The 19,972-nt window shown below is 50.5% G+C and carries 15 protein-coding genes; 1 reads left to right on the top strand and 14 read right to left on the bottom strand.

Going from position 1 to position 19,972, the window contains the following annotated elements; translation table 11 throughout:
* Window positions 1-579: 579 nt before the first annotated feature.
* Together secA and L2713_RS16935 are read right to left on the bottom strand one after the other, a co-directional pair.
* Entirely contained in the window at window positions 580-3,306 is a 2,727-nt protein-coding gene (secA, locus tag L2713_RS16940) for a preprotein translocase subunit SecA (protein WP_248968667.1), read from the bottom strand.
* A gap of 60 nt (window positions 3,307-3,366) precedes the next feature.
* Entirely contained in the window at window positions 3,367-4,266 is a 900-nt protein-coding gene (locus L2713_RS16935; RefSeq protein ID WP_011624932.1) for a M23 family metallopeptidase, read from the bottom strand.
* Window positions 4,267-4,293: 27 nt separating this feature from the next.
* Here L2713_RS16935 and L2713_RS16930 point away from each other — a divergent pair, with 27 nt between their 5' ends.
* Complete coding sequence (locus tag L2713_RS16930; RefSeq protein WP_011624931.1) at window positions 4,294-4,740, top strand: DUF721 domain-containing protein; 447 nt, start codon at window positions 4,294-4,296, stop codon at window positions 4,738-4,740.
* A 13-nt stretch (window positions 4,741-4,753) separates the two neighbouring features.
* Here the strand turns inward: L2713_RS16930 and lpxC are convergent, their stop codons facing one another.
* From lpxC to L2713_RS16870, 12 genes are all read right to left on the bottom strand, one after another.
* Entirely contained in the window at window positions 4,754-5,674 is a 921-nt protein-coding gene (gene lpxC, locus L2713_RS16925; RefSeq protein WP_011624293.1) for a UDP-3-O-acyl-N-acetylglucosamine deacetylase, read from the bottom strand.
* A gap of 180 nt (window positions 5,675-5,854) precedes the next feature.
* Window positions 5,855-7,042 (bottom strand): cell division protein FtsZ, encoded by a 1,188-nt coding sequence (ftsZ, locus tag L2713_RS16920; protein ID WP_086903078.1) that lies wholly within the window; start codon window positions 7,040-7,042, stop codon window positions 5,855-5,857.
* Between the two features lie 27 nt (window positions 7,043-7,069).
* Window positions 7,070-8,305 carry a cell division protein FtsA gene (gene ftsA, locus L2713_RS16915; protein WP_011073897.1) on the bottom strand — a complete coding sequence of 412 codons (1,236 nt, stop codon included), beginning with the start codon at window positions 8,303-8,305 and terminating at the stop codon, window positions 7,070-7,072.
* Complete coding sequence (locus L2713_RS16910; RefSeq protein ID WP_011624930.1) at window positions 8,286-9,035, bottom strand: cell division protein FtsQ/DivIB; 750 nt, start codon at window positions 9,033-9,035, stop codon at window positions 8,286-8,288. The genes ftsA and L2713_RS16910 overlap by 20 nt, the downstream gene beginning before the upstream one ends.
* 151 nt (window positions 9,036-9,186) lie before the next feature.
* A complete protein-coding gene (murC, locus tag L2713_RS16905; protein ID WP_248968666.1) occupies window positions 9,187-10,653 on the bottom strand; it encodes a UDP-N-acetylmuramate--L-alanine ligase in 1,467 nt (488 codons plus the stop codon).
* Window positions 10,654-10,655: 2 nt separating this feature from the next.
* On the bottom strand, window positions 10,656-11,744 hold the full coding sequence (murG, locus tag L2713_RS16900) for an undecaprenyldiphospho-muramoylpentapeptide beta-N-acetylglucosaminyltransferase (protein WP_011624928.1): 1,089 nt from the start codon (window positions 11,742-11,744) through the stop codon (window positions 10,656-10,658).
* Window positions 11,744-12,955, bottom strand: a complete 1,212-nt coding sequence (ftsW, locus tag L2713_RS16895; RefSeq protein ID WP_011624927.1) for a cell division protein FtsW — start codon at window positions 12,953-12,955, stop codon at window positions 11,744-11,746. The genes murG and ftsW overlap by 1 nt, the downstream gene beginning before the upstream one ends.
* On the bottom strand, window positions 12,945-14,264 hold the full coding sequence (gene murD / locus L2713_RS16890) for a UDP-N-acetylmuramoyl-L-alanine--D-glutamate ligase (protein ID WP_011624299.1): 1,320 nt from the start codon (window positions 14,262-14,264) through the stop codon (window positions 12,945-12,947). Before murD ends, ftsW begins: the two co-directional genes overlap by 11 nt.
* 6 nt (window positions 14,265-14,270) lie before the next feature.
* Window positions 14,271-15,353, bottom strand: a complete 1,083-nt coding sequence (gene mraY / locus L2713_RS16885; protein ID WP_011624300.1) for a phospho-N-acetylmuramoyl-pentapeptide-transferase — start codon at window positions 15,351-15,353, stop codon at window positions 14,271-14,273.
* Window positions 15,354-16,736, bottom strand: a complete 1,383-nt coding sequence (locus L2713_RS16880; protein WP_248968665.1) for a UDP-N-acetylmuramoyl-tripeptide--D-alanyl-D-alanine ligase — start codon at window positions 16,734-16,736, stop codon at window positions 15,354-15,356.
* The gene (gene murE, locus L2713_RS16875; protein WP_248968664.1) at window positions 16,733-18,214 is read right to left on the bottom strand and encodes a UDP-N-acetylmuramoyl-L-alanyl-D-glutamate--2,6-diaminopimelate ligase; all 1,482 of its coding nucleotides are present in this window, start codon (window positions 18,212-18,214) and stop codon (window positions 16,733-16,735) included. The genes L2713_RS16880 and murE overlap by 4 nt, the downstream gene beginning before the upstream one ends.
* The gene (locus L2713_RS16870) at window positions 18,211-19,962 is read right to left on the bottom strand and encodes a peptidoglycan D,D-transpeptidase FtsI family protein (RefSeq protein WP_248968663.1); all 1,752 of its coding nucleotides are present in this window, start codon (window positions 19,960-19,962) and stop codon (window positions 18,211-18,213) included. Before L2713_RS16870 ends, murE begins: the two co-directional genes overlap by 4 nt.
* Window positions 19,963-19,972 lie beyond the last annotated feature (10 nt).

The following is a 19,972-nucleotide window of genomic DNA, read 5'->3' as shown; positions in this document are numbered from 1 at the left end:
CGTTGTACATATTGCTATGAACACTCATTCATTGATTTAATTTTTTGATTACTCGCCAAACGGCAGAGTAATTTCGATTAACTCAACACCTGTGAGTGTCCACACAGATTTGCTTGATAAATTGTTAAAGAGCGTCGACCATCGCCTTATCGTAAGTGATTTCAGCGGGTCAGGGCTGCGTATTCTACGCATTCCCGTTTTTGCGTCAAGTAGTTTTTGCAACTTTCTTTTCGCTCATCGAGGAGTGAATTACTCGATGAACTGGCACTTGCAACTGCGTATCGCTGTCTGCCGTGTCAGTGGATGCGCATTATAGGCAGCAGAACTTTTTGTGCAAGGGCTTTTTTCGGTTTTTTTGATCTTTTTTCAATAGTTTCAGTTAGTCACAAAATACCCACTATTTATCCTCAAACTTATCCACAAAACAGATAAAAGCGGTTAATTTTAGTGCAGCGATACTGATTAGGATTTATAGCCGAAGGGTTTTATGGTCGGTGAAGAGTTAAAGCACTTATAAAGCAGCAGGTATGAAAAAGGCGACTATTACAGTCGCCTTTTAAAATGAGTTCACGTATTGAATTAGCTTAGCTTGCCGTGACACTGCTTATACTTACGGCCTGAGCCACAAGGACATGGATCGTTACGACCCACTTTATCGCCATCGCGGATCATTGGCGTGTGAGCCATCATCTCGTCGCTATCATCATCACCACCCACTAAGGCTTCGGCTGCTGCGTGCTGATAGTCGCGTTGGATCTTGGCATCTTCTTCACGACGACGAGCTTCCATCTCTTCTACGTCTGACTGAGCTTGAACTTGTACTTTCGACAGCACACTGATGACGTCGTGTTTCAAGGTGTTCAGCAGTTGTTGGAATAACTCAAACGACTCGCGCTTATATTCTTGCTTTGGATTCTTCTGCGCGTAACCACGTAAGTGGATACCTTGGCGTAAGTGATCCATTGCCGCTAAGTGTTCTTTCCACAGACCATCGAGGGTTTGTAGCATCACGGCTTTTTCAAACTGGCGCAGTACTGGCGCACCGACCATTTCTTCTTTTGCTTTATACGCATCAGACCAAGAAGTGATGATACGCTCACGCAATGTTTCTTCGTGTAAGTCGTCTTCTTTATCTAGCCATTCTTGGATTGGCAGTTTCAGCATAAATTCTTGCTGTAAACGTTGCTCTAATCCTGGCACATCCCATAACTCTTCCACTGATTGTGGTGGAATGTATTGATCGATCACCGCACTGATCACATCGTCTTGGATGTTTTTGATGGTGTCTTCGATACTTTCGGCATCCATCAACTCGTTGCGCTGTGCGTAAACCACTTGACGTTGGTCGTTTGCGACGTCGTCAAATTCGAGCAGTTGCTTACGAATATCAAAGTTACGCGCTTCCACTTTACGCTGAGCGTTTTCAATCGCACGGGAAACCCATGGATGCTCGATTGCTTCGCCTTCTTCCATCCCCAGTTTCTTCATCATGCCAGAGACACGATCCGAGGCGAAGATGCGCATTAAGCTATCTTCCATAGAAAGGTAGAAACGTGAAGAACCTGCATCACCTTGACGACCCGCACGACCACGTAGCTGGTTATCGATACGGCGAGATTCGTGGCGCTCAGTACCTAAAATGTGTAAACCACCAGCGGCGACCACGGTATCGTGGCGCTCTTGCCAGTCAGCCTTGATTTTAGCTTTTTGCTCAGCAGTTGGATTCTCGAGGGCTTCGATTTCCATATTCCAGTTGCCGCCTAACACGATGTCGGTACCACGACCCGCCATGTTAGTCGCAATAGTTACAGCGCCAGTACGACCCGCTTGAGCAACAATTTCGGCTTCTTTTTCGTGGAACTTAGCGTTAAGCACTTGGTGCGGGATCTTCTCCTTCACCATCAAACGCGCTAACAGTTCAGACTGTTCGATGGAAACCGTACCCACCAATACTGGCTGACCACGTTCACGGCAATCTTTAATGTCTTTAATGATCGCTTGGTATTTTTCATTAGCCGTGAGGTAAACCAGATCGGCCATATCCTTACGAACCATTGGACGGTTCGTAGGCACAACCACAGTATCTAAACCATAGATGTGTTGGAACTCGAACGCCTCGGTATCGGCCGTACCTGTCATACCCGCTAACTTCTCATATAAACGGAAGTAGTTTTGGAAGGTAATCGATGCCAGGGTTTGGTTTTCGTTTTGGATACGAACGCCTTCTTTGGCTTCAACGGCTTGATGTAGGCCTTCTGACCAACGACGGCCAGGCATAGTACGACCAGTGTGTTCGTCAACGATGATCACTTCGCCATCTTGAACGATATAGTCAACATCACGTTCAAACAGGGTATGAGCACGCAGCGCCGCGTTCACATGGTGCAGCAGAGAAATGTTTGCCGCTGAGTAGAGTGAGTCGCCTTCGGCTAACATGCCGCGTTCAATCAACAGGTTCTCAACCTTCTCTTGGCCACGCTCGGTGAAGTGCACTTGTTTGGCTTTTTCATCGATGCTGTAGTCACCCTCACCCACATACTCTTCTGAGTCTTCTTTATCTTGACGGATAAGATTCGGGATAAGCGTGTTGATCTTGATGTATAGCTCAGAGCTGTCTTCCGCAGCACCAGAGATAATCAGTGGCGTACGCGCTTCGTCGATAAGGATTGAGTCGACTTCGTCGATCAGAGCATAGTGCAATGGACGTTGAACACGCTCTTGTGGCGAGAACGCCATGTTGTCGCGCAGATAGTCGAAACCAAATTCGTTGTTGGTACCATAGGTAATATCGGCGTTGTAGGCGTCTTTTTTCGCCTGCTGCCCCAAACCTGCGACGTTAATGCCGACAGTTAAGCCTAAGAATTCGAACAGTGGGCGGTTATTTTCCGCGTCACGACGGGCTAAGTAGTCGTTGACGGTAATAACGTGAACGCCTTTACCGGTTAAGGCATTTAAATAGGCTGGCAGAGTTGCGGTTAAGGTTTTACCTTCACCAGTACGCATTTCTGCGATGCGGTTACTGTCGAGCACCATACCGCCGAGTAACTGCACATCGAAGTGACGCATCTCGAACACCCGCTTCGATGCTTCACGCACGGTCGCGAAGGCTTCCGCCATAATGCTCTCTAACGAAGCTCCGGCCGCTAAAAGCTCGCGGAACTCGGCGGTTTTCGCCTTAAGCTGTTCATCGGTTAATTTTTCATAATCGGCTTCAAGCGCATTAATCTTATTAACTACTTTTTGTAACCCTTTTAGGGTACGGTCGTTGCGACTACCAAATACTTTTGTCAGTAATTTACCAAACATCTGAATCACTTATTTTCTGTAGGCCAAGTCCATGATGGAAACTAGAAGCCAATGTTTCAATTAACCTGCCTTGCGGTAGACAAACTTCTGTGGATCTATCTGCTGTCCGCCACGCAACACTTCATAATGCACATGAGCCCCTGTTGAGCGCCCAGTGCTTCCCATACTGGCGATGGTTTCGCCTTTCGCGACCACATCACCTACAGCTACTGACAAAGCTTTATTATGACCATAGCGTGTACGTAAACCGTTACCATGGTCGATTTCGACCAATTCGCCATAGCCAAACATATTCCCAGCCCAAGTCACCACGCCTGCAGCAGTCGCGACAACTTTAGCCCCTTCTCGACCGGTAAAATCGATCCCTTTATGCATGGTTCGACGACCGTTAAAAGGGTCATTACGTAATCCGTAGGGCGACGATAACCAACCTTTATCGAGTGGGAGCCCTGATACATAACGTTCAGCATCTATATGGTGGTTAGATGACACTGTTTCAAGTAGTGATAGTTGAACATTATTGTTGTCAATTCGTGACGCCAGTTTATCCATATCATCGATAAGCTGACCAAGTTCGATATTCGAGCCTAATTCGCTCAAGCCACCCACACCCACTTCAGAGGAGAAATCAAAGTCTTCATCCAATTTATTTTGTTTAGCGACTTGTTGACCTAAGGCCTCGAGACGGGTGATTTTGGCTTGCATGCGCGCGACATGGGTCGCAAGCATGGCTAGCTGTGACTCTGTGGCACTCTTTAGTTCTAAGACTTGCTTCTTTTGTTGTTCGCGTTGGATCCGATCGTTATCGACACTGGCTTGCTGATTTTCAAATTTAGCAGAGTTGTGTTGATAAATACCGGCACCAGTAGCCAACAATAGCATGGGAAGGAGCAACCAGCGTTTACTGGGTTGCCAGCGCGTGACGCCATTCCGACCTTGAATAAATACTGTTACACTCATAGCCTAATTCAGCCATCTTATTATCATATGAAAAAGCCCCCTCAGGATCTCAGCCAATTACTACATCTGTCAGGCACATTGCCCGATATAGCTGAGAAAGCGGAACTACTTTTATATCTGGATCAGCATGTGAAGCAGATTGTCGCAGGTCCTGTTGCGGAGCAGCTGAAAGTCGCTAATTTCCGCCAGGGTGTTCTTGTGGTTGAAACCACTTCGGCAGCATGGGCCGCACGAATTAATTTCCAAAAGCCGAAACTACTAGCGCAGCTTCAAGCAGAAACGCTCCCAATCCTTACCGCAATTGAAGTTAAAGTCAACCCGAGATTAGCATTGTATGACGCAAAGCCGAAACAGGCGCACAAGCAACTCAGTCCAGCTGCGGCAGAACATATTGCTGCGCTTGCAGAAAATGTGAGCGGAACACTAGGCGAAAAACTAAAACGGCTGGCCACATTGGCCAGCCGTAATAAGTAAAGATCAAGCGCTATTAAGCGTAAACCGCGCCACCAGGCACAGTAAAGCTGACGGGAACATCGGCTTCTTTCTCAAAGCTCACCAGCTCCCATGCATCCTGCTGTGCCAATAAGGCTCGCACTAATTGGTTATTCAGTGCATGACCCGTTTTATAGGCAGTAAACTCACCAAGAATGGCGTGTCCTGCCACGTAGAGATCACCAAACGCATCTAAAATTTTGTGCTTAACGAACTCATCCTCATAACGCAGGCCGTCGGGGTTGAGGACGCGATATTCATCAAGTACAACCGCGTTTTCCATGCTGCCACCTAATGCTAGGTTGTTCGCACGCAGATACTCAATATCACGCATAAAACCAAAAGTACGGGCACGGCTAATGTCTTTAACAAAAGCAGAAGTAGAGAAGTCCATCACCACGTGCTGCTGACTACGAGCAATTTCAGGGTGAGCAAAGTCAATTTTGAAGTTGACTCTAAAGCCTTTGAACGGCTTCAGCTCGGCCCACTTATCACCGTCTTCAACACGCACAGGGCGTTTAATCTTTAAGTACTTCTTAGGCGCAGCCTGCTCTTTAATACCTGCAGACTGAAGTAAGAAGACAAATGGGCTCGCACTGCCATCCATGATTGGGATTTCAGGCGCGTCCACTTCGATTACGGCGTTATCAATGCCTAAACCCGCTAAGGCTGCAAATAAATGCTCAATAGTCGAAATACGAATACCTTCGTCATTGACAAGTGCCGTGCACATAGTGGTTTCGCGAACTTGTTCCGCCTTTGCTGGAATAGCAACGGCAGGATTCATGTCGGTACGCACGAGTACGATCCCTGTATTGACTGGTGCGGGCATAATGCTCAAGGTGACCTTATTCCCAGAGTGCAAACCGACTCCAGTAGCCTTCACCATTTTTTGAACAGTTCTTTGAAATATCATTCAGTTACCCGTTTAGATTTCTATAATTAAGCCTAATATTTGCACACACAGCGGCGGCAAAACGACCACATAGGTACTACATGGTAACATAAGTTGACCATGTCATACAAATGTAGTCATTGGGTGGTACAGCCTCGCAGAGCAAGGCACCACCCAACACGCTGGACTCAAATACCTGTTTTAGTCAGCTTGCTTACGCAAAAACGCTGGGATATCTAAGTAATCCAATTCATGCTTTGTTGAAGGTGCTGGTGCTGGAGCCGGTGCTGGCGATGCAGGTAACACGTTACCCTTTGGCGCCGCATAGCTCACATGAGTTGCTTCTTCGACATAAGCTTCTACTTTTGGTTCCACAACTACTGGCTCTGGACGTGGTGCTGGCTTAGAAACCAGTTGAATATCAGGACGCTTTTCAGCACCAATACCAGTTGCAACCACTGTAACACGCAGCTCGTCGCTCATTTCTGGGTCGATCACCGCACCTACAACGACTGTCGCGTTGTCAGAAGCGTAAGCTTTAACATGGTTACCCACGGTTTCGAATTCTTCGATGCTCATGTCCATACCTGCGGTAATGTTAACTAACACACCACGGGCACCGGCTAAGTCGATGTCTTCTAATAATGGGCTGGCAACAGCCGCTTCGGCCGCTTCTTCCGCACGGTCTTCACCACGCGCAACACCGGTACCCATCATGGCATTACCCATTTCAGACATAACGGTTTTCACGTCCGCAAAGTCGACGTTAATCAGACCTGGGCGAGTGATAAGCTCGGCAATACCTTGTACTGCACCGAGTAACACGTTATTCGCTGCGGCAAATGCATCGAGTAATGACGTACCGCGGCCCAATACTTTTAATAATTTTTCGTTAGGGATAGTGATTAACGAATCCACGTGCTTGGCCAGCTCGCTAATACCTTGCTCGGCATAAGCCATACGCTTCTTGCCTTCGAAAGGGAAAGGCTTAGTCACGACAGCAACCGTTAAGATGCCTTCTTCGCGAGCGATTTGAGCAACGACTGGCGCAGCACCTGTACCAGTACCACCGCCCATACCGGCTGCGATAAAGATCATGTCTGAGCCTTTGATCGCTGCACGAATGTTTTCGCGGTCTTCTTCCGCTGCGGCACGACCCACTTCTGGGTTGGCGCCAGCGCCAAGACCTTTAGTGACATCGCGACCTAATTGAATCGTTGAGCCAGCGCCTGATTTACGTAGCGCCTGTGCGTCTGTGTTGGTAACGACAAACTCAACACCTTCAATGTTGTGTTTGACCATATGTTCGACAGCATTACCGCCGCCGCCGCCAACGCCGATGACTTTAATCACCGCGTCGTCTGAGTGAGTGTCCATGATCTCAAACATTGTCTGATCTCCGTGTTGCCTGCGTTATTAAAATTCACCCTTAAACCAGCTTTGGACCCGATTCCAAGCACTGGTAACCCCTTGACGCTCAGGACGCTCGAATTGACGCTCAAGCACCCGTCTTGCACCGTAATGGAGCAATCCAACTCCAGTGGAGTAAATAGACTGATCCACGTATTCGTATAACCCTTTAACTGGCAATGGTGAGGCGACGCGAACTGGCATCCCAAAGGTTGCCTCCGCAATGTCCACCACGCCTTGAATCGACGCAGTACCGCCTGTTAACACGATACCTGCGGCGATTTGATCTTCTAAACCACTGTCTTTCAGCTCCTTGAGCACTAGCTCAAACAGCTCTTGATATCTCGGCTCAACCACTTCAGCCAAAGTGTGGCGCGACATGCTGCGCGATGGGCGACCACCCACCGAAGGCACTTCGATACTGTCTTCGCGGCTCACCATGGAGCTGCGCGCACAGGCGAACTGCACTTTAATTTGTTCAGCATGTGACGAGGGTGTGCGGAAAATCTTCGCGATATCGTTGGTCACTTGGTTACCCGCAACTGGCACAACCGCGCAATGACGCAGTGCACCATTGGTGTACACGGCGATATCCGTCGTGCCACCGCCGATATCGACGATACACACACCTAAGTCTTTTTCATCGAAGGTTAATACCGCATCCGCCGACGCAATGCCAGAGAACACTAAGTCATCAACCTTCAAGCCACAGCGTTCAACACTCTTAGTGATATTCTTCGCCATATCGTTGGCGCAGGTCACTATGTGTACCTTGGCTTCCATCCGCATGCCTGACATGCCGATAGGGCTGCGAATGCCGTCTTGTACGTCAATCGCATATTCCTGTGGTAACACATGCAGAATGCGACGTTCGGTCGGGATCTTCACCGAGCGAGCGGTGTGGATCACGTTGTCGACGTCTTCCTGCGTCACTTCCTCATCGTTAATCGACACCATGCCATTTTCGTTTTGGCAGGCGATATGTTTACCGGAAATGCTCAGGTAAACCGATGATACTTGGCAGTCTGCCATTAATTCCGCTTGATCGAGCGCGCGTTGCACACTGCGCACGATGGAGTCTAAATCGTTAACGCCACCCTTATCCATGCCCCTTGAAGGGTGGTTACCAAGGCCGACTATGCTGATTTCGCCATCGGGCAGAACTTCGCCTATGATCACTGCGACTTTAGAGGTTCCTATGTCCAATCCGACGATCAGATTTCTATCTTGGTTTTTGGTCATTAATTATCGGCTCTCTTGTTTGTGCATCGCCCCAGCCTACGGCCAACCCTGTGTCGTAGCGCAAATCCACTCTGGCAATCGGTTTATCTTGTTTCGCCAGTAACGGATAAACAGTGATAAACCTTTGTATCCTTGCCATTTTATCTTCTCGACCTAGGTCTAAAACAATACCGTTACCCAGTGTCGCGTGCCACGCATGACGTGGTGTCAAACTCAAATTGGCCAAGGTAAAGCCATTAATCTTCAGTAGCGAGTTAACCTGCGCGTAGGCGGTTAACACTTCGGTCCCCATATCATCTGGCCCAGATAAATAAGGCAGATGCTCTAGCTCAGGATGCGATGGCGCTTCAAACACCTCACCATGCACATTGAGCCAAGCGGTACCATTCCAATGGGCGACCGGTTGTTGCTCCTGTAAATACACCCTGAGTTTCGCTGGCCATTCACGCCTCACCGACGCGCGATACACCCAAGGTAAGGCTTCTAACGCCTGTTGCACTAAGGTGATGTCTGCGCTGAAAAAACTCCGCTGCATTAAATCCTGTAGTGCAATTTGTATATCTCTATCTGTGGTGTAAGTCCGTTCACCTTTGATGGCCACCGCCTCAATGGGCAGCGTGCTGGCATCATTTAAAAACTTATGCAGTTGGTAGCCACCAAAGACAAAACTCCCAATGACTAACCATAAAAACCCAATTCCGCTCCACAGGTACCAATTAACCTGTGACATCCTCGCCCACCAGTGTCGCCTCTTATCACTCCAAGACACGTTTGTTTCCACCTTTCAACGACACTACTAAAAACCACAGAAAATCGGCCATTATATAGAGCTAAAGCCTCGGGTCAAAATTTCCTTTAAACCCGAGTTGTCCCGCAATACATCAAGGTTTTACCTCGGTTGTCGCGGCAGTGCTAAAGCCCAATTCAGAGGCGGCTAGCTGGCGCGACAGGGCGCCTATATTACCCGCACCTTGGGTCAACAATAAATCCCCCTCCTGCAACACATCGGGTAGCACCTCGGCTAACTGATCTGGGCTGGCGATAAAGATGGGATCTAACTGCCCGCGCAAACGAATCGAGCGGCACAGTGCACGGCCATCGGCACCGGGGATCGGCGCTTCACCCGCGCTATACACCTCGAGCAACAACAAGCAATCCACTTGAGATAACACTTCAATAAAGTCTTCGTACAAGTCACGGGTACGAGTATATCTGTGTGGCTGATAGGCCATGACTAAGCGTTTGTCAGGCCAGCCAGCACGCGCCGCTTTAATGGTCGCCGCCACTTCGCTGGGGTGATGACCATAGTCGTCCACTAACATCACTTCGCCCTTTGGCGTCGCGAACTTGCCTAAGTGTTGGAAACGACGACCAATCCCCTGGAATTCAGCCAAGGCTTGAATGATGGCGCTATCATCAATGTCATCTTCTGTCGCCACGGCAATCGCCGCGAGCGCATTTAATACATTGTGCTGACCCGGCAGGTTAAGCAGCAGATCTAAATCTTCTTTGCCTTTACGTCTGACGGTAAAGCGGCATTGGTGGCCCTGCTGATGGAAATTGAGCGCCTGCACATCGGCATCGTCACTGAAGCCATAGGTGATCATGTGGCGACCAATACGCGGCATAATCTCGCGCACCACCGCATCGTCGATACACACCACAGCCACGCCATAGAATGGCAGGTTATGTAAAAAGTCCACGAAGGTCGATTTGAGCTTTTCAAAATCCCCACCGTAGGTGTCCATGTGGTCGGCTTCAATATTCGTCACCACGCTGACCATAGGTTGCAGGTGCAGGAAGCTGGCATCACTCTCGTCGGCTTCGGCAATCAGATAACGACTCGTGCCTAAGCGGGCATTGGTGCCTGCGCTGTTGAGCAAGCCACCGATCACGAAAGTAGGATCGCGCCCCGCTTGACCATACAAACTAGCAATCAAACTGGTAGTTGTGGTTTTACCGTGAGTCCCCGCAATCGCCACACCATGGCGATAACGCATCAACTCGGCCAACATCTCGGCGCGGCGCACGATAGGAATACGCAATTCCTTCGCCGCAATAATCTCTGGGTTCTCAGGATTAATCGCAGTCGAGACCACAACCACATCGGCTTGCTGCACGTTATCGGCACCATGGCCGATATGGATTTTCGCGCCCAGCAGGCAGAGTCTGTCAGTCACGGCGTTTTGCGCGATGTCTGAACCGCTGACGACATAACCTTCGTTTACTAATACTTCAGCGATCCCGCCCATGCCCGCGCCGCCAATGCCGACGAAATGAATACGCTTAATCCGGCGCATTTCTGGGATCATACTTCTTAGCTGTAAGTATCTTTCTGTCTTAGTCATACCTATCCTTTCTCGGCGAGAGCAATACACACTTGGGCCACCTGCTCGGTCGCATCCAACACGGCAACATCTCTCGCTCTTTGGCCCATTTGGGCTAATTCTGCTCTGTCATTGGCGAGTAACTGTAATTTACTCACCAGCTTATTCACGTCCAAGATGGCCTGCGGCAATAGGAAAGCGGCGCCAGCCTCAACCAATACTTGGGCGTTACGGGTCTGATGATCATCCACAGCATGGGGATAAGGCACCAGAATACTCGGTAGTCCCACCGCCGCTAACTCGGATACCGTCAGCGCGCCGGCACGGCACAATACCACATCCGCCCAGCGATAGGCGGCTTCCATGTCATCAATAAATTCGGCAACGTTAACGCCGCCCTCTTGTCCTTGCTGTTGATAAGCCGACTTAACGCCCGTCAGATTATCCTTACCCACTTGATGCCAAACCGTAATCGACTGCTGCTTACTCAGCGCGGCGACCACTTCTGGCATTAAGTCGTTAAAAACTTTGGCGCCTAAACTGCCACCCACCACTAAAACTTTTAAGGCATCATCTGCGGCTTGCTTAGGTTCGGCACCTAAAGCAATAAGCTCGCGACGGATGGGATTACCCACCACCTTGGCCTTCACCTGAGTGAAGGTATTTTTAAAGGCGCACAGTACTTGATTCGCAATTCGCGAGAGTAACTTGTTGGTCATTCCCGGAATGGCATTTTGCTCGTGCAGCACTAAGGGCACGCCCGCTAATTTCGCCGCCACACCACCCGGACCACTGGCGAATCCGCCCATGCCCAGCACCACATCAGGTTTGAACTCGGCAATAACGGCCTTGGCTTGCAGAATCGAGCGCACCACTTTAAAAGGCGCCGCCAATTTACGTACTAAACCATTGCCACGCACGCCCTTGATGTCGATAAAATCGATATCGAAGCCATACTGAGGCACTAAGCGCGCCTCCATGCGGTCGGCGGTGCCTAACCAACGTACTTGCCAACCTTGCTGCGCTAGATATTTTGCCACCGCGAGCGCCGGGAACACATGTCCACCCGTGCCGCCTGCCATGACTAAAATACGTTTACCCGCGTCGGTCATTACTTCAATCTCCCTTGCACGGCCTGAACTAAACTCATGCGCCGCTCATAATCGATGCGCAGCAATGTCATTGCCGCCGCCGTCATGACCCATAGACTACTACCGCCGTAACTTACAAAGGGCAGTGTTAACCCTTTAGTTGGTAACATACCAATGCTTGCGCCCACATTAACGACGGTCTGGAAACAGATCCAAATCCCGATGGCATAGGCCAGATAACCTTCGAAGGCTTTGTCCATCGCCAGACATAAATTGCCGAGGCGAATGGCCCTCAATGCCACAAACAGCAGCACGGATAACACAGCGATAATGCCGATAAAACCTAACTCTTCACCGATCACGGCAAAGATAAAGTCGGTATGTGCCTCGGGGAGGTATTCCAACTTTTGAATACTGTTACCTAGGCCCTGACCAAACCAATCACCCCGACCATAGGCCATCAGCGATTGCGTTAACTGATAACCACTGCCGAACGGATCCTGCCAAGGATCTAAAAACGAGGTCACCCGGCGCATACGGTAAGGCTCGAGTAGAACCAATGCCACGAACGCCAGCACCCCGGCAAAAATCAGCGCAAAGAAGTCCAACAGACGCGCGCCCGCGAGGAACAACAGCCCCACGGTGCCGACGAATAACACCACCACGGTACCTAAGTCGGGCTGCATCAGAATCAAAATCGCGTAGATCGCAAATACTGCAATCGGCTTATAGAAGCCCTTAGCATTTTCACGCACTTCCTGATGCCGACGCACTAGATAGCCCGCCATATACACAGAGAACGCAAACTTAGCGACCTCGGCCACCTGAATACGGATGGGGCCTATGGATAACCAACGGGTCGCACCGTTTACAGTGGTTCCGACAACAAGCACCGCCAGTAACATCAAAAACACGCCTAGCAACATGATGGGGCTCATCCGCTGCCAAGTTTGCATCTCGACCCTCAGCACAAAAGCGGCAATCACTAAGCATCCCAACAGATAACCCACATGGCGGGTCATAAAATGGAAGGGATTGCCCGTCAAGGTTTGCGCCTCTGGCATAGAAGCCGACATTACCATGACAAAACCAAAGCCAATCAAAGACAGCACGGCCGTGAGCAAAGCCCGGTCGTACAATTGCACGCCCGGCACCTCGTTATCACGTTGCCAGTTAGGCAGTGCGTTCAGCACTCGCCCAAACAGGCTGAGCTGTCTTGCATCACTCGCCATCGAGTTGCTCCACTTGGCTTCTAAAATCATCCCCACGAGCCATAAAGTTGCTGTACATATCTAGGCTCGCACAGGCTGGCGATAGGAGTACGATATCGCCCGAGGTGGCTAACTCGGCGGCCTTAGCCACTGCAGCAGCCATAGAGTCCACCTTGATGGCCCCTTCCTTTAAGGCGGCTATCTTATTGCCATCGCGACCTAAGGTGATGAGGTGTGTCACTTTAGTTAACGGCTCGACCAATGGACTGAAATCCGCGCCCTTACCATCACCACCGGCAATCAAAATAATGTCACCTAAGTGGTCGCTTAACCCATCGAGCGCCGCGACAGTGGCGCCAACATTGGTCGCCTTCGAATCGTTCACATAGGTCACGCCCGCTTTCACGCCGACCACTTCACAGCGATGAGAAAGACCAGTAAAGGTACGAGCCACTTTAGCCATGACTTGCTTATCCACACCCACCGCGTAGACCAAAGCCATTGCAGCGAGTAAGTTGGCATGGTTATGACTACCAATCAGCGATACTTCGGTGATCGGCATAATTTCACTGTGACCGTGGTAAATCTTGCTATCACAAATGCCCCACTCGTCGCCCTCTGGCGGCGCTAAACCAAAGCTGTTTTGGTTCATCGGCTCAGTCGGGATAGTCAGCGCATCATCACGGTTAAAGATGATGGAGCGGCTTTGATGGTACAGACGCAGCTTAGCCTTGCGATAGGCATCCATATCGCTGTATCTGTCCATATGATCTTCGGTCACGTTCAAGCAGGTCGACGCCACGCAGTTCAAGCTATGGGTGGTTTCGAGCTGGAAGCTCGACAGCTCAAGCACAAAAATATCGGCATTTTCCGTCAGCAGATCGAGCGCCGGAATGCCAATGTTGCCGCCCACGGCCACCGCCATGCCGGCTTCACGCAGCATTTCACCCACTAAGGTGGTAACGGTTGACTTACCATTTGAGCCAGTAATCCCAATCACACAAGGTTTACGGTCGGCAATCTCACGGGCAAATAGCTCTACATCGCCAATGACTTCAATCCCCATATCCAGTGCAGCGCGCACCTCAGGCGTATCAATCGCAATACCTGGGCTGATAATGATTTGCTTTGCTTGCACTAAGTAACGGCAATCAAATCCGCCGGCAATCAGCTGCACCTCAGGGAATGCGCTGGCAAGGGTGTCCGCACCGGGAGGTTGGCGACGACTATCCATCACCAAGGGGGTGATCCCTTTTCCACACAAATAGCGCACTACCGAGAGCCCGGTGGCACCCAAACCTAACACTATGTGTGAATACTGACTTTGCATGAGCGATTACCTTAACTTCAACGTGGCTAAGCCGAGTAACACTAAGAAAATCGAGATAATCCAAAAGCGGACAATCACGCGTGGTTCAGGCCAACCCTTTAACTCATAGTGGTGATGGATAGGCGCCATGCGGAAAATGCGCTGGCCACGTAATTTGTAAGAACCGACCTGCAGGATCACAGACACAGTTTCCATAACAAACACACCGCCCATAATCACTAATAGGATTTCTTGGCGAACCAGAACCGCAATCGCGCCTAAGGCCGCACCTAAAGACAGCGAGCCCACATCGCCCATGAAGACCTGTGCTGGATAAGTGTTAAACCATAAAAAGCCTAGGCCTGCGCCCACAATCGCAGTACAAACGATCACTAGCTCACCCGAACCAGGTAAATGCGGAATGTGCAGGTAATTAGCAAACTGAGCATGGCCAGACAGATACGCAATCAAGGCGAATGCCGCGGCCACCATCACAGTTGGCATAATCGCCAAACCGTCGAGACCATCGGTTAGGTTCACCGCGTTGCTCGACCCCACGATAGTAAAGTAAGCCAACACGATAAACACAGCACCAAGCTGTGGCATCACGTCCTTAAAGAAAGGCACGACTAACTGGGTTTCACCCGGGTTAGACGCTGTGGTGTAGAGGAAGAAAGCAATGATCAACGCCGCTAAGGATTGCAGAATATACTTCCAACGCGCGATCAGTCCCTTAGTATCTTTACGCACGACTTTGCGGTAATCATCAATAAAACCAATCATGCCGAAGCTGCCCAATACAAACAGCATCACCCACACATAACGGCTACCGAGATCGCCCCACAACAGCACACTGATAAAGATGGCGCCTAAAATCATCAGGCCGCCCATAGTCGGCGTACCGCGTTTACTGAAATGCGACTCTGGCCCGTCGTTACGCACGACTTGACCAATCTGCATTAACTGCAAACGCTCAATCAGTTTAGGACCCCACCATAAACTAAACATTAATGCGGTTAACAAGCCTAAAATGGCTCGAAATGTCACATAGGAAAATACGTTAAACCCAGTATGAAAACGGGTTAAATACTCGGCCAGATACACCAGCATCTACACTAACTCCCCACGCCCGAAGGCTACTGTTAGGCCATCCACGACCCGCTCCATTGCGGCACTACGTGAACCTTTAACTAAAACCGTCACCTGTCCCGGCAACTGGTTGATGTGTTTTATGAGTTTTTCTACTAACGTCGCCACGCTGTCATGGTGCTCCGCCCCGAAAGCTTGGCTAGTGTGCTGAGTTAAGGTGCCGGTACAGAACAGAGCGTCAATGCCCTGTTGCTTTGCCAGTTGTCCCAGTTCAGCGTGTAAAAGGGGCGCATTGTCGCCTAATTCGCCCAAATCTCCCAGTACCAAACAGCGATTTTCAGAAATTTCCTTTAACCAAGCGATAGCCGCACCCACTGACACGGGATTGGCGTTATAGCTATCATCGATTAAGCGAACGCGTCCTAATTGAGTGGGTTGCATACGCCCCTTAACAGGGGTCAACTGGCTCAAGCCATCGGCGATTTCCTTCAGGCTTAATCCCAATGCTATACAAACACTTGCCGCAGCCAGCGCGTTGCTGACTTGGTGACGACCCGCGAGGGGCAGAGTCACTTCGCAGGACTCTCCCGCGTAATTGAGGATAAAACGATAGCAACCTTCGCTATTGGCTTTGTGGCCAGTCGCAATCACATCGATTTGACGTTTAGCTGCACCTTCCTGCTGGGAGAAGCTTAATTGCTTATATTGTTTCGCTTTCACCCGCATCACATCGGCAAAGGCATCATCGGCATTGATAATTGCCGTGCCGCCTTGTTGCAGATGGTTGTAGATTTCCGATTTGGCCTGGGCGACACCCGCCTGTGAACCAAAGCCTTCTAAGTGGGCGCTGCCAACGTTATTGACTAACGCTACGTGAGGACGCACCAAACTCGAGGTGTAATCAATCTCACCTTTATGGTTAGCGCCAAGCTCAAACACCCCGTATTTATCCTCGGGCGTTAAGCGCAGCAAGGTGAGTGGCACACCGATTTCATTATTAAAATTACCAGCGGTGTAAAGCACTTGATGCTTCGCCGATAAAATTGTGGCGATCATTTCTTTCACGCTGGTTTTGCCATTGGAGCCAGTTAAGGCCACACAAATGGGATCCACTTGGTCACGTACATAAGCGCCAATCGCGCCCATGGCTTTTTGGCAATCGGCAACAATCAGCTGCGGCACATCGAAGGCCAATTGACGTTCAACCAGCAGTGCAACCGCACCATTTTCAATTGCCGTGGCCGCAAAATCGTGGCCGTCGAAACGCTCGCCCTTTAAGGCGACAAACAGGGTCGCTGGGCCGATTTTACGGCTATCGCTGCTTAATGCTTTGATGGTGACATCGTCACCGACTCGATGCGCACTTAAGTGTTGGCTCAGCGCCTCGAGGGAAATTGGGATCATTGGCTTTGCTCCGATAACTGACGTGCCAGGGCGCGCTCATCATAGTCATGACGCACACCTGCCGCCTCTTGGTAAGTTTCATGGCCTTTGCCCGCAAGCAGAATCACATCCCCAGGTTTAGCCTGTGCCACGACGCGTTTAATCGCAGCCACACGGTCAACCTCGGTCAGCGCACGCTCTGGGTGAGTCAGCCCTTGGATAATATCGGTAATAATTTGGTTAGGATCTTCGCTGCGGGCATTGTCGCTAGTCACCATAATGCGATCGGCGCATTGCTCCGCCGCTTGTCCCATCAGCGGGCGTTTACCCTTATCACGGTCGCCGCCGCAGCCAAACACGCACCACAACTCGCCCGCGCAGTGACGGCGCAGGGCATTCAGCGCCTGCTCAATCGCATCCGGGGTGTGAGCATAATCGACGACTAAGGTGATGTTGTCCGCGGTAGTAAAACGTTCCATGCGGCCAGCCACGGGCACTAAATAAGGCACTTTGGCGGCCAGGGCACGCATATCCATGCCCTGTAAATACAAGGCAGATAAAGCAGCGAGTAAATTCGAGAGGTTAAAGGCGCCTAATAAAGGAGAACGAATGTCGATTTCGCCCTCGGGCCAGACTAATGTTGCCTGCACGCCTTGATCGTTAAATTGGGCATTCTTAGTGTAAAACGCCGCCTCGGGATGCGCTTCAATGCTAAAGCCCCACATCTTCGCGGGGACATTTGCCAGCTCGGATAACCAAGCGGCACCCACGGGATCATCAAGATTCACTAAGCCGTGACGCAGGGCGTCGAAACGAAACAGCATTTGCTTGGCCGCAGCATAGTTTTCCATATCGCCGTGGTAGTCCAAGTGATCACGGGTCAGGTTAGTGAATACCGCCACATCGAAGGGCACAGCATCAACTCGGCCTTGGACTAAACCATGACTTGAGACTTCCATCGCGCAGGTATTAACGCCTTTGTCTGCAAACTCATGTAGCTGGCGCATCAGGGTAATGGCATCGGCGGTCGTATTGCCGCTATCGACTAACTCGCCCCACAGGCCATTACCGAGCGTGCCCATCACAGCCGCTTTACCCTCAAGCAAGGTCACTAATTGCGCGCACAGTTGGCTAGTCGAGGTTTTACCGTTGGTGCCGGTGATCCCGACAATGCCCATGGACTGACCTTGGACAACGGGATAACGCACTGCGGCGACCGCAGACACTAGCTTCGCTAACTGATAGAAATAAATCTGTACGCCTTGCTCAGTCGCAATAACCTTGCCCTGCTCTTCAATGCTATCCGTATGCACTAACACCGCAGTCGCACCTTGGGCTAAGGCCTTATCGATAAATTGACGACCATCGACCTTATGGCCGGGCAGTGCTAAAAACACATCGCCGCGACGTATTGCGCGGCTATCTAAAGTCAAATCTAAGAAGGTTTGTTCGCCCGCGTAGGGGAACCAAGGCGCTAATAGATCCCTTAACAACATCATTCAGTTCTCCCGGCGAGTCCCGCCAATTGCACCTGTTCTTTATCGGAAATGGGTTCGACATTTAACATTTGCAGTGCGCCTGACATCACCTTAGCGAATGCCGGCCCTGCCACTGAACCACCATAATAGAGATCGCCTTTCGGCTCGTTCACCACGACAACAATCGCGAGTTTGGGATTATTCACCGGCGCGACACCAGCAAATAACGCAACATAATCATCACCATAACCGCCAGCTACCGCCTTACGGCTGGTGCCAGACTTACCCGCAACGGGGTAGCCATCGATATGCGCAAGCGTACCTGTACCACCTTTTTCGGTCACACCCACCATCATTTGCAGCACATCGTGAGCAACCTCTTGTGAGATCACGCGCTCACCTTCGGGCGGCTTTTTCAGTTTTAAAATCGATACCGGATATAAAGTGCCGCCATTGCCTAAAGTGGCGTACATCCGCGCCAGTTGTAGCGTGGTCGCCGTTAGGCCGTAGCCGAAAGATAAAGTGGCGCGCTCAAAATCAGACCAACGGTGGCGATCTTGGATCAAACCGGCGCTTTCACCCGTGAGGTTAATCCCCGAGAAGCTGCCTAAACCCATAGATTGATAAGTGCCTAATAACTGCTGCACTGGAATAGACAAGGCGAGTTTACTGATCCCCACGTTACTGGATTTCGCCAGAATACGTGCCAGCGTCATGTCGCCGTAGTTAGTTGCGTCACGTACTTGGCGGCCGCCTAAACGCATCCAGCCCGGAGACGTTGGGATCACATCGGTAGACTTGACCGTGCCCGCTTCTAACGCCGCAGCAACCACAAAAGGTTTAATGGTCGAGCCGGGTTCAAAAGTGTCCGTCATCGCGCGGTTACGCATTCTGAAGGTTTGCAGGTTGTCGCGCGAGTTGGGGTTATAGGATGGCGTATTCACCATGGCTAAGACTTCGCCAGTATGAATATCGAGCACCACGATCGAGCCAGAGGTCGCTTGGTTCATCTCAGTCGTGCGCTTTAATTCGCGGTAGGCAAGTTGTTGAATACGTTGGTCGATACTCAAGACTAGATCGTTTGGACTCTCGCCCTCCTGAACGATATCGAGGCGCTCAACCACATGCCCATCGCGGGATTTACGCACTTTTTGTTTAGACGGTGTACCAGTAAGCCAACTGTTGTAAGCGTTTTCGACCCCTTCAATACCGACATCGTCGATATTGGTAATGCCGATAAGCTGGGCGGTGATCTCACCACCAGGATAGTAACGGCGTGACTCGGACTTTAAAAACACCCCAGGCAATTTAAGCTGAGTGATATAGTCTGCCACCGCAGGCGTGACTTGACGTTTAAGGTAGGTAAAACGTTTGGTTGGATTACTGCGCACCTTGTCGAGCACATCTTCCACGGGTTCGTGCAATACGTCCGCCAATGCTTGCCAGCGGCGCATATCAGTAAAACCATTATTATCATTGACTTGTTTAGGATCGGCCCACACCGCACGCACCGGCACACTCACCGCCAGCATATCGCCGTTACGGTCGGTGATTAAGCCACGCTGCACCTCACGACTTGTGGTACGTAATGTACGCATGTCGCTCTCATGGCGCAGCTTATCGGGCTCGATAATTTGGATATAAGCAGCACGACCCACAAGGCTCGAAAACATCGCAAATACAAAGCCAACCACGACGTATAAACGCCAGTGGATCAATTGTGGCTTTTGCTTTTTGCTGGCCTGTTTGGTTTTTGCTTGCCTAGTCATATCTTCCCTA

It is taken from the genome of Shewanella seohaensis, from assembly GCF_023283775.1.
Lineage (GTDB): Bacteria > Pseudomonadota > Gammaproteobacteria > Enterobacterales > Shewanellaceae > Shewanella > Shewanella seohaensis.
This window is presented reverse-complemented; position numbering and strand designations above follow the sequence as displayed.

Bases quoted from the DNA above. Each gene is read 5' to 3' on its own strand.
- L2713_RS16935 (WP_011624932.1), bottom strand. From the start codon at position 4,266: ATGAGTGTAACAGTATTTATTCAAGGTCGGAATGGCGTCACGCGCTGG.
- murC (WP_248968666.1), bottom strand. From the start codon at position 10,653: ATGACTAAGACAGAAAGATACTTACAGCTAAGAAGTATGATCCCAGAA.
- murE (WP_248968664.1), bottom strand. From the start codon at position 18,214: ATGATGTTGTTAAGGGATCTATTAGCGCCTTGGTTCCCCTACGCGGGC.
- L2713_RS16880 (WP_248968665.1), bottom strand. From the start codon at position 16,736: ATGATCCCAATTTCCCTCGAGGCGCTGAGCCAACACTTAAGTGCGCAT.
- L2713_RS16910 (WP_011624930.1), bottom strand. From the start codon at position 9,035: ATGTCACAGGTTAATTGGTACCTGTGGAGCGGAATTGGGTTTTTATGG.
- ftsW (WP_011624927.1), bottom strand. From the start codon at position 12,955: ATGGCGAGTGATGCAAGACAGCTCAGCCTGTTTGGGCGAGTGCTGAAC.
- ftsZ (WP_086903078.1), bottom strand. From the start codon at position 7,042: ATGTTTGAGATCATGGACACTCACTCAGACGACGCGGTGATTAAAGTC.
- L2713_RS16930 (WP_011624931.1), top strand. From the start codon at position 4,294: ATGAAAAAGCCCCCTCAGGATCTCAGCCAATTACTACATCTGTCAGGC.
- murD (WP_011624299.1), bottom strand. From the start codon at position 14,264: ATGCAAAGTCAGTATTCACACATAGTGTTAGGTTTGGGTGCCACCGGG.
- L2713_RS16870 (WP_248968663.1), bottom strand. From the start codon at position 19,962: ATGACTAGGCAAGCAAAAACCAAACAGGCCAGCAAAAAGCAAAAGCCA.
- secA (WP_248968667.1), bottom strand. From the start codon at position 3,306: ATGTTTGGTAAATTACTGACAAAAGTATTTGGTAGTCGCAACGACCGT.
- mraY (WP_011624300.1), bottom strand. From the start codon at position 15,353: ATGCTGGTGTATCTGGCCGAGTATTTAACCCGTTTTCATACTGGGTTT.
- ftsA (WP_011073897.1), bottom strand. From the start codon at position 8,305: ATGACCAAAAACCAAGATAGAAATCTGATCGTCGGATTGGACATAGGA.
- murG (WP_011624928.1), bottom strand. From the start codon at position 11,744: ATGACCGACGCGGGTAAACGTATTTTAGTCATGGCAGGCGGCACGGGT.
- lpxC (WP_011624293.1), bottom strand. From the start codon at position 5,674: ATGATATTTCAAAGAACTGTTCAAAAAATGGTGAAGGCTACTGGAGTC.